16 protein-coding genes are annotated in these 15,036 nt (G+C 56.0%); 5 read left to right on the forward strand and 11 right to left on the reverse strand.

From position 1 onward, the window contains the following. Window positions 1-116: 116 nt before the first annotated feature. A complete protein-coding gene (slyB, locus tag SP99_RS09540) occupies window positions 117-584 on the reverse strand; it encodes an outer membrane lipoprotein SlyB (protein ID WP_025758346.1) in 468 nt (155 codons plus the stop codon). A 255-nt stretch (window positions 585-839) separates the two neighbouring features. Here slyB and anmK point away from each other — a divergent pair, with 255 nt between their 5' ends. The 5 genes from anmK (at window position 840) to pdxY (ending at window position 5,422) form a co-directional block, all read left to right on the forward strand. After that, window positions 840-1,964 carry an anhydro-N-acetylmuramic acid kinase gene (anmK, locus tag SP99_RS09545; protein ID WP_047958391.1) on the forward strand — a complete coding sequence of 375 codons (1,125 nt, stop codon included), beginning with the start codon at window positions 840-842 and terminating at the stop codon, window positions 1,962-1,964. Between the two features lie 93 nt (window positions 1,965-2,057). After that, the gene (gene mliC, locus SP99_RS09550) at window positions 2,058-2,381 is read left to right on the forward strand and encodes a C-type lysozyme inhibitor (RefSeq protein ID WP_047958392.1); all 324 of its coding nucleotides are present in this window, start codon (window positions 2,058-2,060) and stop codon (window positions 2,379-2,381) included. Between the two features lie 57 nt (window positions 2,382-2,438). Continuing rightward, the gene (pdxH, locus tag SP99_RS09555; protein WP_025758349.1) at window positions 2,439-3,095 is read left to right on the forward strand and encodes a pyridoxamine 5'-phosphate oxidase; all 657 of its coding nucleotides are present in this window, start codon (window positions 2,439-2,441) and stop codon (window positions 3,093-3,095) included. A 125-nt stretch (window positions 3,096-3,220) separates the two neighbouring features. Continuing rightward, window positions 3,221-4,495, forward strand: a complete 1,275-nt coding sequence (gene tyrS, locus SP99_RS09560; protein WP_047958393.1) for a tyrosine--tRNA ligase — start codon at window positions 3,221-3,223, stop codon at window positions 4,493-4,495. Window positions 4,496-4,561: 66 nt separating this feature from the next. Beyond that, window positions 4,562-5,422 carry a pyridoxal kinase PdxY gene (pdxY, locus tag SP99_RS09565; protein WP_047958394.1) on the forward strand — a complete coding sequence of 287 codons (861 nt, stop codon included), beginning with the start codon at window positions 4,562-4,564 and terminating at the stop codon, window positions 5,420-5,422. A gap of 103 nt (window positions 5,423-5,525) precedes the next feature. On the opposite strand, the gene gstA is transcribed toward pdxY, so the two are convergent. The 10 genes from gstA to SP99_RS09615 all read right to left on the reverse strand — a co-directional run bounded on the left by gstA (window position 5,526) and on the right by SP99_RS09615 (window position 15,025). After that, on the reverse strand, window positions 5,526-6,131 hold the full coding sequence (gstA, locus tag SP99_RS09570; RefSeq protein ID WP_025758353.1) for a glutathione transferase GstA: 606 nt from the start codon (window positions 6,129-6,131) through the stop codon (window positions 5,526-5,528). 98 nt (window positions 6,132-6,229) lie between these two features. Then, window positions 6,230-7,738 carry a dipeptide/tripeptide permease DtpA gene (gene dtpA, locus SP99_RS09575; protein WP_047958395.1) on the reverse strand — a complete coding sequence of 503 codons (1,509 nt, stop codon included), beginning with the start codon at window positions 7,736-7,738 and terminating at the stop codon, window positions 6,230-6,232. A gap of 591 nt (window positions 7,739-8,329) precedes the next feature. Continuing rightward, entirely contained in the window at window positions 8,330-8,965 is a 636-nt protein-coding gene (nth, locus tag SP99_RS09580; RefSeq protein ID WP_008500570.1) for an endonuclease III, read from the reverse strand. Further along, window positions 8,962-9,648, reverse strand: a complete 687-nt coding sequence (locus SP99_RS09585) for an electron transport complex subunit E (RefSeq protein WP_025758357.1) — start codon at window positions 9,646-9,648, stop codon at window positions 8,962-8,964. Before SP99_RS09585 ends, nth begins: the two co-directional genes overlap by 4 nt. A gap of 2 nt (window positions 9,649-9,650) precedes the next feature. After that, window positions 9,651-10,271, reverse strand: a complete 621-nt coding sequence (gene rsxG, locus SP99_RS09590) for an electron transport complex subunit RsxG (protein ID WP_047958396.1) — start codon at window positions 10,269-10,271, stop codon at window positions 9,651-9,653. 10 nt (window positions 10,272-10,281) lie between these two features. Continuing rightward, window positions 10,282-11,334, reverse strand: a complete 1,053-nt coding sequence (rsxD, locus tag SP99_RS09595; RefSeq protein ID WP_025758360.1) for an electron transport complex subunit RsxD — start codon at window positions 11,332-11,334, stop codon at window positions 10,282-10,284. Next, window positions 11,335-13,356, reverse strand: coding sequence for an electron transport complex subunit RsxC (gene rsxC, locus SP99_RS09600; protein WP_047958397.1), 2,022 nt, complete (start codon window positions 13,354-13,356; stop codon window positions 11,335-11,337). Further along, a complete protein-coding gene (rsxB, locus tag SP99_RS09605; RefSeq protein WP_025758363.1) occupies window positions 13,349-13,927 on the reverse strand; it encodes an electron transport complex subunit RsxB in 579 nt (192 codons plus the stop codon). Before rsxB ends, rsxC begins: the two co-directional genes overlap by 8 nt. Next, window positions 13,927-14,508, reverse strand: coding sequence for an electron transport complex subunit RsxA (rsxA, locus tag SP99_RS09610; protein WP_008500564.1), 582 nt, complete (start codon window positions 14,506-14,508; stop codon window positions 13,927-13,929). The genes rsxB and rsxA overlap by 1 nt, the downstream gene beginning before the upstream one ends. 76 nt (window positions 14,509-14,584) lie before the next feature. Further along, window positions 14,585-15,025 (reverse strand): DUF2569 domain-containing protein, encoded by a 441-nt coding sequence (locus SP99_RS09615; RefSeq protein WP_023311379.1) that lies wholly within the window; start codon window positions 15,023-15,025, stop codon window positions 14,585-14,587. Between the last annotated feature and the right edge of the window lie 11 nt (window positions 15,026-15,036).

The following is a 15,036-nucleotide window of genomic DNA, read 5'->3' on the forward strand; positions in this document are numbered from 1 at the left end:
AGAAACAATTTAGGTCAGATTAATTGATAGAGTGAATTAATGTAATTTGTAAATATATTCACGCAAATGATATATATTGTAAATGGATGTGGCCCAGGGGCCACATCCATTTTTATTTAACGTGGGGAAACGGTCACCTGGCTACCGTTGCTGGCCAGTACAACACGCTGGCCTGCTGAGAAGCGGGTGTTGCCTTGTTTCTGCACAACCATGATCGTGCTGCCATCGTCTTTACGAATTTCCAGCTCTACGCCCTGAGATTTATTCATCGCACCCTGAACGCCCTGGCCTGCCACGCCACCTGCAACGGCACCTGCGGCTGTCGCCAGAGAGCGGCCAGTACCGCCGCCGACGGTATTTCCCAGGAAACCACCCAGTACGGCACCGCCGATTGCGCCCATCACGTTGTTTTCATCACCACCCTGGATCTGTACAGGACGTGCGTTAACAACGGTACCGTAAGTCACGTTCTGAACCTGTTTCGCTTCAGAAGCGCTGTAAACGTCGCCAGAAAGTGAACTGTCGTTCACACAGCCAGCCAGAGTTAAACCAATCAGCGAAACGCCCAGTACACGTAAAATCATTTGAATCTCCTGTTCACCAAAAACGCCCCATTCCGGGCATCCGTTATGGCTAAATTATATGGCATAAGGGGCCATCGTTCATATCTTTGCACTAACAATAGGAAAATTGTACTTGAATTTGACTTAACGAGACATAAACAGGATCCGCGCGTGTTAGCCGTCTGACATTGTTAAAAAATATTATCCCCGGATGGCAAAGCAACGCCGTTTATGGTTGAGTGGGTAACCTTAGCCCACGCAACGTAAGGAAAGCGCATGAAATCGGGTCGCTACATTGGTGTGATGTCTGGTACCAGTCTGGATGGGGTAGATGTCGTTCTGGCCGCCATTGATGAAAACATGGTGGCGCAGCAGGCGAGCCTGACCTGGCCAATCCCCCTTTCACTGAAAGAGGATATCCTGAGTATCTGTCAGGGCCAGCAACTGACCCTCTCCCAGCTTGGACAACTCGACGTCCGTCTGGGGGCGCTGTTTGCGGATGCGGTGCTGGCTTTGATGCAAAAAGAACATCTTCGTCCGCAGGATGTGGTAGCCATTGGGTGTCATGGACAAACGGTCTGGCACGAGCCGGGCGGAGACGCGCCACACACTTTGCAAATCGGCGATAACAACCAGATTGTGGCGAAAACGGGTGTAACGGTAGTGGGGGATTTTCGCCGTCGTGATATTGCGCTTGGCGGCCAGGGGGCACCGCTGGTGCCCGCGTTCCACCAGGCGTTACTGGCCCATCCGTCAGAAAGGCGTATGGTGCTCAACATTGGCGGGATTGCCAATCTCTCGATGTTGATCCCGGGGCAGCCTGTTCGCGGTTACGACACCGGCCCGGGCAACATGTTAATGGATGCCTGGATCTGGCGGCAGTGCGGACAACCGTATGATAAAAACGCAGAGTGGGCGAGCGAGGGGAAAGTGATTATCCCGCTGCTGCAATCCATGTTGAGCGATCCTTATTTTGCCTTACCGGCGCCGAAAAGCACCGGGCGAGAATACTTCAACTTCGGCTGGCTTGAACGCCAGTTGACCTCCTTCCCGGCGCTCGCACCACAGGATGTTCAGGCGACGCTCGCCGAGCTTACGGCCGTGTCGGTCTCCGAACAGGTATTGCTCAGCGGCGGATGCGAACGCCTGCTGGTGTGCGGCGGTGGAAGCCGCAACCCGCTGGTGATGGCGCGTCTGGCCGGGCTGCTGCCGGGTACCGAAGTGACGACAACCGATGCGGCGGGCATCAGTGGCGATGATATGGAAGCCCTGGCCTTCGCCTGGCTTGCCTGGCGCACCGTTGCCGGACTGCCGGGTAATTTACCGTCGGTGACCGGGGCGCGCGAAGCCAGCGTGCTGGGGGCGATTTTCCCGGCGAATCCGCATCATAATCAGAGTTAACTGAAATTCAGCGCTGCGTCCCGTCGTTACAATGGAATGAAACAGGAGGGCAAGCATGCCCTCCAGGACCAGGAAAGTCTTCGGAATACGCCCATGAAAAAAGTTCTTCTTATTGCCGCGCCTTTATTGCTGTCAGGATGCAGCGTCTATAACCAGCTCCTTGAGCGCATGCAGACCGATACGCTGGAGTATCGCTGCGACGAAAAACCGCTGACCGTGAAGCTCAATAATCCCCGCCAGGAAGCCAGTTTTGTTTACGACAATAAGTTGCTGACGCTGAAGCAGGGTATCTCGGCCTCCGGCGCGCGTTATACCGACGGTATTTATGTCTTCTGGTCGAAAGGTGGCAGCGCCACGGTCTACAAACGCGACCGAATTGTGCTGAACAACTGCCAGCTCGAAAATCCGAAGCGTTGAGATTTTTACAGGGGCGGCGCACAATAGCGCCACCCAATCTCAATGTTAGCTAACGCCATGTCAGATAACGACGAACTGCAGCAAATTGCGCATCTGCGCCGTGAATACACCAAAGGCGGCCTGCGTCGCCAGGATCTTCCCGCTGAACCCCTTGTGCTTTTTGAACGCTGGCTGAAACAGGCCTGCGAAGCGAAACTTGCCGACCCAACGGCCATGGTTGTCGCGACGGTTGATGAAAACGGGCAACCGTATCAGCGCATCGTATTGCTCAAGCATTATGACGAGAAAGGGCTGGTGTTCTATACCAACCTGGGTAGCCGTAAAGCGCACCACTTAGAAAACAATCCGCGTATTAGTCTCCTGTTCCCCTGGCATATGCTGGAACGTCAGGTGATGGTGACCGGCAAAGCGGAACGCCTCTCCACGCTGGAGGTGGTGAAGTACTTCCACAGCCGTCCGCGTGACAGCCAGATTGGCGCCTGGGTATCAAAACAGTCCAGCCGCATCTCTGCCCGTGGGGTGCTGGAAAGCAAGTTCCTGGAGCTGAAACAGAAGTTCCAGCAGGGTGAAATCCCACTGCCCAGCTTCTGGGGCGGTTTCCGTATCCCCATTGAGCAGATTGAGTTCTGGCAAGGGGGCGAACATCGCCTTCACGACCGCTTTTTGTACCAGCGCGAAGAGGGCGGCTGGAAAATCGACAGACTGGCACCCTAATCCCCGAAATTTGTTGATTTAAGCGCTAGCGCACACCGCGCTTGCGCTTTATTCTATGTTCCTTTCGCATCAGGCGAAAAGTCGTGTACCGGCAAAGGTGCAGTCGTTTATACATGGAGAATTTGATGGCAAGCAGTAACTTGATTAAACAATTGCAAGAGCGGGGCCTCGTGGCCCAGGTGACGGACGAGGAAGCGTTAGCAGAGCGACTGGCGCAAGGCCCGATCGCGCTCTATTGCGGCTTTGATCCCACCGCTGACAGCTTGCATTTGGGGCATCTTGTTCCATTGTTATGCCTGAAACGCTTCCAGATGGCAGGCCATAAGCCTGTTGCCCTGGTGGGCGGCGCGACCGGTCTGATTGGCGACCCAAGCTTTAAAGCCGCTGAGCGTAAACTGAATACCGAAGATACCGTGCAGGAGTGGGTGGGTAAGATCCGCAAACAGGTTGCACCGTTCCTCGACTTCGACTGTGGTGATAACGCCGCGATTGCCGCGAACAACTACGACTGGTTTGGCAGCATGAACGTGCTGACCTTCCTGCGTGACATCGGCAAACATTTCTCTGTTAACCAGATGATTAACAAAGAAGCCGTGAAGCAGCGTCTGAACCGTGACGACCAGGGTATCTCCTTTACCGAGTTTTCGTACAACCTGCTGCAGGGCTATGACTTTGCTTGCCTGAACAAACTGCACGGCGTTTCCCTGCAGATTGGTGGTTCTGACCAGTGGGGTAACATCACCTCCGGTATCGATCTAACCCGTCGCCTGCATCAGAACCAGGTATTCGGTCTGACCGTTCCACTGATCACCAAAGCCGACGGTACCAAATTCGGTAAAACGGAAGGCGGCGCGGTATGGCTTGATCCGAAGAAAACCAGCCCGTACAAATTCTACCAGTTCTGGATCAACACAGCGGATGCCGATGTTTACCGCTTCCTTAAGTTCTTCACCTTCATGGACATTGCTGAGATCAATGCGCTGGAAGAAGAAGACAAGAACAGCGGTAAAGCGCCACGTGCGCAGTACGTGCTGGCGGATGAAGTGACCAAACTGGTGCACGGTGAAGAGGGTCTGGCCGCGGCAAAACGCATTACTGCCAGCCTGTTCAACGGTACCCTGAGCGATCTGAGCGAAGCGGACTTCGAACAGCTGGCCCAGGACGGCGTGCCAATGGTTGAGATGGAGAAAGGGGCTGACCTGATGCAGGCGCTGGTGGACTCTGAACTGCAGCCTTCACGCGGTCAGGCACGTAAAACCATCGCCTCTAACGCGATCACCATCAACGGTGAGAAACAGGCCGACCCGGAATACACGTTCGTCGACGGTGACCGCCTGTATGGCCGCTACACGCTGCTGCGTCGCGGTAAGAAAAACTACTGTCTTGTCTGCTGGAAATAAGTCACAGTCTCCAGGGGCGTGGGAAACCACGCCCCTTTTGTTTTTTCAGGGTTTGGTAAGCATATAATGAAGAACATCCTCGCCATTCAGTCCCACGTTGTTTTTGGACATGCTGGCAACAGCGCAGCGGAATTCCCGATGCGCCGCCTCGGCGTCAACGTCTGGCCCCTCAATACCGTTCAGTTCTCTAACCACACGCAGTACGGCAAATGGACCGGCTGCGTGATGCCACCTTCGCACCTCACCGACGTTGTGCAGGGCATTGCCGATATCGACCAGCTCAAGCGCTGTGACGCCGTACTGAGCGGTTATCTTGGGTCAGCGGAGCAGGGGGAACATATTCTCGGCATCGTGCGTCAGGTGAAAGCGGCAAACCCGGCGGCTAAATACTTCTGCGATCCTGTCATGGGGCATCCGGAGAAGGGCTGTATTGTGGCGCCAGGGGTGGCAGAGTTTCACGTCCGCCATGCGCTGCCCGCCAGCGATATCATTGCGCCAAACCTGGTTGAGCTGGAGATCCTTTGCGAGCATCCGGTGAATAGCGTAAAAGAGGCAGTAAGCGCGTCCCGCGAGCTGATAGCTCAGGGGCCTGAAGTTGTGCTGGTAAAACACCTGGCGCGCGCAGGGCTAAGCCAGGACCGTTTTGAGATGCTGCTGGTCACGAAAGATGACGCCTGGCACATCAGCCGTCCGCTGGTGGATTTTGGTCAGCGCCAGCCGGTAGGGGTTGGAGATGTCACCAGCGGTCTGTTGTTGGTGAAATTGCTGCAGGGAGCCGCGCTGCAGGATGCGCTGGAGCATGTTACGGCGGCAGTATACGAAATTATGATGGCGACGAAAGCGATGCAGGAGTATGAACTGCAGGTAGTTGCCGCGCAGGATCGTATTGCGAAGCCGGAGCACTATTTCAGCGCGACGCGGCTCTGAACGATGCCGGGAGGCGCTGCGCTTGCACGGGTCTGAGAGGTATTGTGCAATTTATTGGTAGGCCGGGTAAGCGCAGCGCCACCCGGCAAAACAGACCGCTCGGTTAACTCAAACCTTCCGCTTTCAGCGCCGCAGCCACCGCAGGACGCTCCGCCACGCGTTTCATATACGATGCGATATGGTCTAACCCTTCCAGATTCAGCTTAACCGCGCGCGCCCAGCGCAGTACGGTAAAGAGATACGCATCGGCAATGGTGAAACGCGACCCGCCAATCCACTGTTCGTCTTTCAGCGATTCGTTGACGTACTGCAGCTTTTTCTCCAGCAGGGCGCGCAGGGTCGGTTTAAACTCTTCCGGCGTATCCGGGCGGAACAGGGGTGTAAAGCCTTTGTGCAGCTCGGTGGCAATGTAGTTCAGCCATTCCAGCGTCTTGTAGCGCGAAATGGTGCTGACCGGGGCCAGCAGCTGGCGATCGGGCACGCTGTCGGCCAGGAACTGCATAATCGCTACGCCTTCGGTCAGCAGAGTACCGTCATCCAGCAAGAGTGCCGGAACTTGTCCCTTCGGGTTAATGGCCAGAAAATCATCGCCGTTTTCCAGACGTTTTTTCATCAGATCCACACCATCCAGCGTGAAATCTTTGCCGCTCTCGCGCAGCGTGATATGCGAAGCAAGAGAGCACGCGCCCGGTTTGTAGAACAGTTTCATCGGTAACTCCTTTTTGCTGAGGTTTCAGCTATGTTAGTGCGCGAACAGATAAAAAAAAAGCCGCTAATAGATTAGCGGCTCATCGTTTCTCAATCACATTACGCGGTAGCGGTTTTGGTCGCTTCAGCGGTCTTATTATCGTCCTGAGTCATACGATTCAGTTTCGGTGCGGTCAGCAGCATCAGCGCCGCAATCACCGCCGTCGCGATACCAATCTGCATGAATACGGTACCGTAGACGTTCAGAGAGACCAGTGGGTCCGTGACGTTTTCCGGTACCGCCATCAGGTTCGCAATCTTACCTGCGATGATTGCCGCACCCGCGGTAGTCAGGAACCAGCTACCCATGATGAAGCCCATCAGGCGCTGTGGCACCAGTTGAGCAACCATTGCCAGACCCAGACCGGAGATCATCAGTTCGCCGATAGACTGCAGCGCGTAGCTCAGGATCAGCCAGTTAACGGACACGATACCTGCGTCGGTAGCAAATTTGGTACCCAGCGGCAGCACCAGGAACGCGCCGGAGCACAGCACCATACCGATAGCGAACTTGTGCGGCATTGGCAGACGGTCACCCATCTTGTTATAGATCGCGGCCAGAATCGGGCTACCAATCATGATCCAGAACGGGTTCAGTGCCTGATACTGCTCCGGCTCAAACGCGATGCCCAGAATAGAGTGCTCAACGTTACGAATCGCGAAGAAGTTCAGAGAAGTTGGCATCTGGCTGTACAGAACGAAGAAGATAATCGCTTCCAGCATCAGGATGAATGCCACGATCATCTTACGACGGGCAGCACCCTGCATGGCGAATGCTTCTTTCGCAAAGATCACCACGATACCCAGCGCGACCACGCCCAGAACCGCACGCGCGATACCCTGGTTGTGCAGCAGCCAGGTGGCGATCGTGGCGAGGATCACCACGCCCACAATGGTCGCCAGCAGTTTGCCCATATGCACAGGCTCGAAGTCCGGTTTTGAACCGTAGTTTTTAACCCAGCTGCGGCAGAACAGGAAGTTCACCACGGTGATCAGCATACCGACGAAGCTCAGCGCAAACGCCACGCTCCAGCCGAATTTTGCTGCAAGCCATGGGGTGGCCAGCATTGAGAAGAACGAACCGATGTTGATGGACATGTAGTACATGGTAAATGCACCGTCCAGACGCGGATCGTCTTTGCTGTAGCAGGTAGAGAGCAGGGAGGACGGGTTCGCTTTGAACAGACCGTTACCGACGGCAATCGTCGCCATACCCATATACACGACAGCGGCATCGTGCCCTGACCATGCAACCAGACCATAGCCAATCGCCAGGACGATGGCGCCCAGCATGATGACACGTTTAGTACCGAGAACTTTATCACCCAGCCAGCCGCCGATAGCGACCAGGCCGTATACCAGAGCACTGAAGGAAGAGAACAGCGTGATGGAATCGGCTTCGGACATACCCAGCTGTTTTACCAGGTAAACCGCCATGATCCCTTGCAGGCCGTAATAACCAAAACGCTCCCACAACTCGATAGAGAAGATGAGATAGAACGCTTTAGGTTGTTTAAAAGCGTTAAGACTCACGCTTTCATCTGTTGGTTTATTGTTTGCAGTCGACACATATACCTCTTTTTTTACATCCCATATTAACGGGGGGTGTGCATAGCGTGATGGCCGTAGTCCATCCGCCTTATAGTTATATTGGGAGGAGAAACGGCGGGTAATGTTCACTATCCTGACCCGTCTGGCAATATGTTTGTAATAATCTGTTACATATATCTGGGGTGGTATAATCTTCGGTTCATACAAATGTTATTTAGCGTTAAATTTCATACAGTGAGGAAAGGTAGTTTTTTCGACTGGCAATCACCGACTCTGACAGGCTTTTGGCGATATCTTCTGCTATTTGCCGCTTGATGCAGTGATATAGCCCATATTCTGAAAAATAGCTGGTCTTATGTTCGGTTTGAGGCAAGAGATATCTTATGCCACAAAGGGTTTAGGCGGATTTTAACAACAAAAAATCAACATGAAGTTATCAGGGTGATCGTGATCACAGATGTATAGAAATTTTTGGCTATGAAAAAAGTATTAACCTGTTTGAGCGTTAAAGAACCGAATAAGTGACAAGTGAGGTGAAACAAAAGGCGGACAAAAAACGGCCAAAAGAAGAGCGCTTGATAGCCCTTCTTTTGCTAAGGGGTTGAGTGCTCAGGGATAGACTTTTTCTTTGTATTCGCAGAGATCTTCAATAATGCAGGAGCCGCAGCGAGGCTTACGGGCAATACACGTGTAACGGCCGTGCAGGATCAGCCAGTGATGACAATCAACCTTAAATTCGGCAGGTACCACTTTTAACAGCTTCTCTTCGACCTGTTCGACATTTTTACCCGGGGCAAAGTTGGTCCGGTTCGACACGCGGAAAATATGCGTATCCACGGCGATAGTAGGCCAGCCAAACGCGGTGTTCAGCACCACGTTCGCCGTTTTACGACCGACGCCCGGTAACGCCTCCAGCGCGGCGCGGTCCTCCGGTACTTCACCACCGTGCTGTTCGAGCAGGATCCGGCAGGTCTTAATCACATTCTCGGCTTTGCTGTTAAACAGGCCGATGGTTTTGATATAGGACTTCACGCCTTCCACACCCAGCTCAAGCATGGCCTTCGGCGTGTTGGCGACCGGATAGAGCAGGGCGGTGGCTTTATTGACGCTCACGTCGGTAGCCTGTGCAGAAAGCAGCACGGCGATCAGCAGCTCAAACGGGGAGGTAAAGTTCAGCTCCGTCGTCGGGTGCGGGTTCTCGTCCCGCAGACGGGTCAGGATCGCAATGCGCTTTTCTTTATTCATGAGGCCTTCTCGGGTGTCCCTTCCAGAACGCTACGCTCAGCCGCGCGGCGCTTACGTTTCTCATCAATCAGGTATTTTACCGCCAGCATCATGCCGAGGCCAATAAACGCGCCAGGCGGCAGCATCGCCAGCAGGAATGGCGTATCGGTGTGGAACACTTCAATACGCAGCGCTTTGGCCCAGCCGCCCAGCAGCGCGTCCGCGCCGTCAAACAGCGTACCGTTGCCGAGGATTTCACGCAGCGAACCCAGCACGAACATGGCGCAGGTGGCGCCCATACCAATGGAAAAACCATCCAGCGCCGACATGGCCGGGCTGTTTTTCACCGCAAAGGCTTCCGCACGCCCGACCACGATACAGTTGGTGACGATCAGGGGAATAAAGATCCCAAGCGACTGGTACAGACCGAACGCGTAAGCGTTAATCAGCATCTGGACGATACTGACCACCGACGCAATGATCATGACGTAGATCGGAATACGAATTTCCGACGGCGTCCAGCGGCGCAGGGCAGAGATGGAGAGGTTGGTCAGGGTCAGCACCAGCGTGGTCGCCAGACCCAGACCGAGCGCGTTGGTGGCGGTGGATGTCACCGCCAGCAGCGGACACATCCCCAGAAGCTGTACCAGCGCGGAGTTGTTCTTCCACAACCCCTGGACAATAACCTCTTTAACCTGGCTCATGATTACTCCTCACAGGCCGGAAGATTGTTGATTTGCGCGGGCAGCGTTTCAGCATACAGCCCGGCTCGTTTTACAGCGTTCACCACGGCACGCGGCGTGATGGTCGCGCCGGTGAACTGGTCGAACTCACCGCCATCTTTCTTCACCGCAAACGCGGTATCCTCTTCGCCATGGATCACTTTACCAGCAAAGTGCAAAATCCAGTCGCTCAGACGGGTTTCAATCTTATCGCCAAGACCCGGCGTTTCATGATGTTCCGTGACGCGGGTGCCCAGTATCGTGCCGGAGAAATCGCTGCCCACAAGCAGCTGAATGGCACCGGAATAGCCGTCAGGTGCCGTCGCTTCCATCACCGCGCCTACCGGTTTATCCCCTTTGCGGGCAATAAAGAGGCGATGTGGGCCTTTCCCCAGCTGCGGCGCGTCTACCACAAAGCAGCTTTTTTGCAGGTCATTATCATAGAAATCTGACGGGATCACCTGATCGAACAACGCTTTTTGCTGCTTCGACGCCTGCTCTTCGATCGTGGTTTTGGTCAGAGCGTTAACCAGCGCCGTCAGCCCTGTCAGGACCGCGGCGAAGACAGCCAGCGTGACGCCGTGCTTTTGCATCGTTTTTAACATGGCGAAACCCTTAGCGATGGCCGTACACGCGTGGACGCGTGTAATAGTCAATGAGCGGAACGGTAATATTGGCGAGCAGGACAGCAAACGCCACGCCATCCGGGTAACCACCGAAGCTGCGAATGAGCCAGACCAGTAACCCCGCCAGCGCGCCGAAGATCAGACGCCCGCGGTTAGTCGTGGAGGCTGTCACCGGATCCGTCAGGATAAAGAAGGCACCGAGCATGGTCGCACCGGAGAGCAAGTGCATTTGTGGGCTGGCCAGTGATTCAGGGGAGAAGACCCAGCCCAGCGTGGCGCAGACCGCCAGCGTCACCAGGAAGCTGACCGGAATATGCCAGCGAATGGCTTTCTGCTGCAGCAGGAACAGGCCGCCAAGCAGATACGCCAGGTTGACCCACTGCCAGCCGGCCCCCGCCAGCATGCCGCGATAGATGGCGGATTGCATAATCTGCTCAACGCTATGGCCGGCATGCAGGGAGGTTTTAAAGGTATCAAGCGGCGTTGCCTGGCTAATCCCGTCCACGCCCATACGCAGCGCGTTCATATCCGCTCCGAGCGCCGTATGGCCGGTAAAGATAACGTGCAGGGCATCCATGAAGCCCGGAACCGTGGCCGCAATGTCATGCGGCGGCAGCCAGCTGGTCATCTGCACCGGGAAGGAGATCAGCAGCACCACGTAGCCAATCATCGCCGGGTTAAACGGGTTATGGCCCAGTCCGCCATAGAGCTGTTTCGCAATGATCACGGCAAACACGGTGCCGAGGACCACCATCCACCACGGGGCAAACGGCGGGATACTGATGGCCAGCAGCAGGCCGGTCAGCAACGCGGAGTTGTCAGCGAGAATACGGGAGACCGCTGCCTTACGCAGCTTAAGCACCAGGGCTTCTGCCGCTAAGGCGCTGACACAGCCGAGAAGTATCTGGAACAGGGTTCCCCAGCCGAAAAACCAGCACTGAACGGCAATGCCCGGCAGGGCCGCCAGGCAAACCAGCATCATAATGCGCGATGTCTGACGCTGGTTATGGGTGTAGGGGGAACTTGCGATTCTGAAAACCATTTAATCCTCGTTAACTGCTTGCTGTGCGGCTTTCTTTGCCTGAACGCGCGCAATGGCGGCGGCGACGGCGGCTTTGCGCGGGTCATCGTTAGCGGCCTGCGGTTGCGTTTCCTGCTGCGCCGCCTTACGGGCTTTGGCACGGGCAATGGCCGCTTCGACGGCGGCTTTACGCGGGTCGACCGGGGTTTCCGCTTCTGTCGCAGGCGTCTGCTGCGCCGCTTTACGGGCTTTAGCACGCGCAATGGCCGCTTCGACGGCCGCTTTACGCGGATCGACCGGGTCCTGTTCTACCACCACCGGTTGCTCTCCGGCTTTGCGGGCCCTGGCGCGGGCGATTGCCGCTTCGACGGCCGCTTTGCGCGAATCGACCGCAGCATCCGCCGGGGTCGTTTGTGCTTTTTCTGCCTGACGGGCGCGAGCGGCGGCCTTGCGTGCTTCACGTGCGGCGATCGCTTCGCTGTTATCCGGCTTTTCACCCGCCGGGATCACCACAGGCTGCGCCGCATTGGCTTTTTTCTCGCGAACGCGGGCCAGTGCGGCGTTAATCGCATCCTGATCTTTCTCGCCAGGCTGAACGGCAGCCTGTTTGTGGCGCTCCTGACGGGCGAGTTTTTCGCGTTCCAGTCGCGCCTGGCGCGCTTCAAAGCGTGCTTTGGCTTCTGCGGCCCGTTTCTCTTCCATGGAGATGGCATAAATTTCAGCCTTCTCCTGACGGAAATACTGCACCAGCGGAATGTTGCTTGGGCAGACCCAGGCGCAGGCACCGCATTCGATGCAGTCGGCCAGGTTATGGGCTTTCGCTTTGTCATGCAACTGGCCTTTGCTGTACCAGTACAGCTGCTGCGGGAGCAGATCGGCAGGGCAGGCATCGGCACAGGCGCTGCAGCGGATACAGCCTTTCTCTTCCTGCTCCGCACCCATTTCGCTCGTTGAAGGCGCGAGCAGGCAGTTGGTAATTTTCACTACCGGAACGTCCAGCCACGGCAGGGTAAAGCCCATCAGGGGGCCGCCCATGATCACCATCTGGTCGCTGCCCGGGCAAAATTCAGCCTGTTCCAGCAGGTGACGCACCGGCGTACCCAGACGCGCCCAGACGTTGCCCGGGCGAGAGACCGACTCCCCGGTCAGCGTCACGACGCGCTCGGTCAGCGGCTCGCCGTCAATCACCGCACGCTTCACGGCGTAAGCGGTACCGACGTTCTGCATCAGCACGCCGATATCCGAAGAGCGTCCGCCATGCGGTACCTGCTTGCCGGTGAGAATTTGCGTCAGCTGTTTAGCGCCGCCAGAGGGGTACTTGGTCGGGATCACGCGCAGGCTGATATCATGGCTACCCGCCAGCACGGCGCGCAGCATGGAAATAGCCTGCGGTTTATTGTCTTCAATACCAATCAGCACTTCCCGCGGTTGCAGAATATGCGCGAGGATGCGGATGCCTTCCACTACCTGCGCGGCGCAGTCCTGCATCAGACGGTCGTCGGCGGTGATATAGGGTTCACATTCGGCGGCGTTGATAATCAGCGTCTGGATCTTATCGCCACCGCCGCGCAGTTTGACCCCGGTCGGGAAGCCTGCGCCACCCAGACCAGCAACGCCGAACTGATGAATGCGTTCGATAAGCGCTTCACGGCTGCGGGTGCGGTAGTCGCTCCAGCCGTCACGTTCGATCCAGCGGTCTTCGCCATCGGCTTCAATAATGACGCTCAGCTCTGAGAGCGCTGACGGATGCGCCACCGTATGGGGCGCAATGGCCACCACCTTACCGGAGGTGGGGGCGTGTACCGGCAGCATACGTCCGCGCCCAAAGGTCAGAGGCTGACCGCGAAGGACGGTATCGCCCTCTTTTACACACAGCTCACCCTCAGCGCCTATGTGCTGCTTCAGTGGCATGACGAAACGGGTCGCCAGCGGAATTTGACGCAGCGGGGTACCGCTGGACTGGGTTTTCATCTCCGGTGGATGGATCCCACCGTCAAAGTCCCAAATCTTCTCTTTTCTGAAAGCAGAAAATAACTTAAGCATGTTGTTCCACAGGAATGATGCGAACCGGAATGGTTTGAAGATCCCATTTCCAGCTTTCGGTAGTCGGTTCAACCGGGCGCAACTCGATACATTGCGTCGGGCAGGGGGCCACGCAGAGGTTACAGCCGGTGCACAGATCCGCCACCACGGTGTGCATGGCGCGGGTTGCGCCAACAATGGCGTCCACCGGGCAGGCCTGAATACATTTGGTGCAGCCGATGCAGTTTGCTTCGTCGATCACGGCGAGGGCACGTACCGGCTCCTGGACGTCCGCGTCGCCATCCACGGGCTGCGGGTCAACGTTCAGCAGGGCCGCAATTTTCAGCATCACCGCTTCGCCACCGGGCGCACAGCGGTTAATTTTTTCACCCTGAACCCCTACCGCTTCGGCATAGGGGCGGCAGCCAGGGTAGCCACACTGCCCGCACTGGCTTTGCGGCAAAAGCTCATCAATTTTCTCAACAACAGGATCGTCCTCTACCGCGAAACGGCGGGAGGCGTAGCCCAGGATAAGGCCAAACACCAGCCCCAGAACGCTGATAGAGGCGATGGCAATCCAGATAGCATTCATTACAACTTCACCAGACCACTAAAGCCCATAAAGGCCAGAGACATTAAACCGGCCGTCACCAGTGCAATCGCGTTACCGCGGAAGGGCGCAGGGATATCCGCTGCGGCCAGGCGCTCGCGAATGGAGGCGAACAGCACCATGACCAGAGAGAAACCGACTGCCGCAGAGAAACCATACAGCGCCGACTGCATAAAATTGTGGCCAAGGTTGATGTTCAGCAGCGCCACGCCGAGTACCGCGCAGTTGGTGGTGATCAGCGGCAGGAAGATACCCAGCAGGCGATAGAGCGCCGGGCTGGTTTTGCGCACCACCATTTCGGTAAACTGCACCACCACTGCGATAACCAGGATAAAGGCCAGCGTGCGAAGATAGGTTAACCCCAGCGGGATGAGGATCCACGTATCAATCCACCACGCGCAGATGGACGCCAGCGTCATCACGAAGGTCGTCGCCAGCCCCATCCCCATTGCCGTTTCCAGCTTTTTGGAAACGCCCATAAACGGGCACAGGCCAAGGAACTTCACCAGAACGAAGTTGTTAACCAGCACGGTGCCGACAAAGAGCAGTAAGTAATCGGTCATTATTTAGCCTGAAATAAAAAAGCCGCCTATTATCGGATAAACCCACGCAGGCGACAACAGGTTATCTGTAAGGTTATTACGGGTTCACAAAGGTGTTTTTCACCCGCGTTGAACGCTTGAAATAGGGCACCAGCAGCGCCGCGGCCAGCAGAGGGAAAAGCAGCTGACGGACGGCCAGGGCATCAGAAACGGGCGAAAATGCAAAGGCCTTCACCGCCAGCAGAACCGAAATCAGCAGCCAGATAATGTAGTGTTTAGGCACGCTTTTGCGGCGCTTAAAGAAGGCTATCGTCAGCCACAGCGTGTAGTACCACATCCCAATCGCGAAAACGAACGACACAAACCACATCGCAATATTAAGCACGCTTTGCGACATCAGGGTCTGAATGGCATGAGGGGTAATCAGTGCGGTGGTATAAAGCAACAGCGCAAGTGATGCGCTTAATAAGGCAACCAGCAGCCATGCCAGTGGGGCGATTAACCAGCCTCCAATGCGTTCTCCAGGCGTTGCGGTCATGAACTCTCCCA

This window comes from Enterobacter sp. BIDMC92 (assembly GCF_001030225.1).
Taxonomy (GTDB): Bacteria; Pseudomonadota; Gammaproteobacteria; order Enterobacterales; family Enterobacteriaceae; genus Enterobacter; species Enterobacter sichuanensis.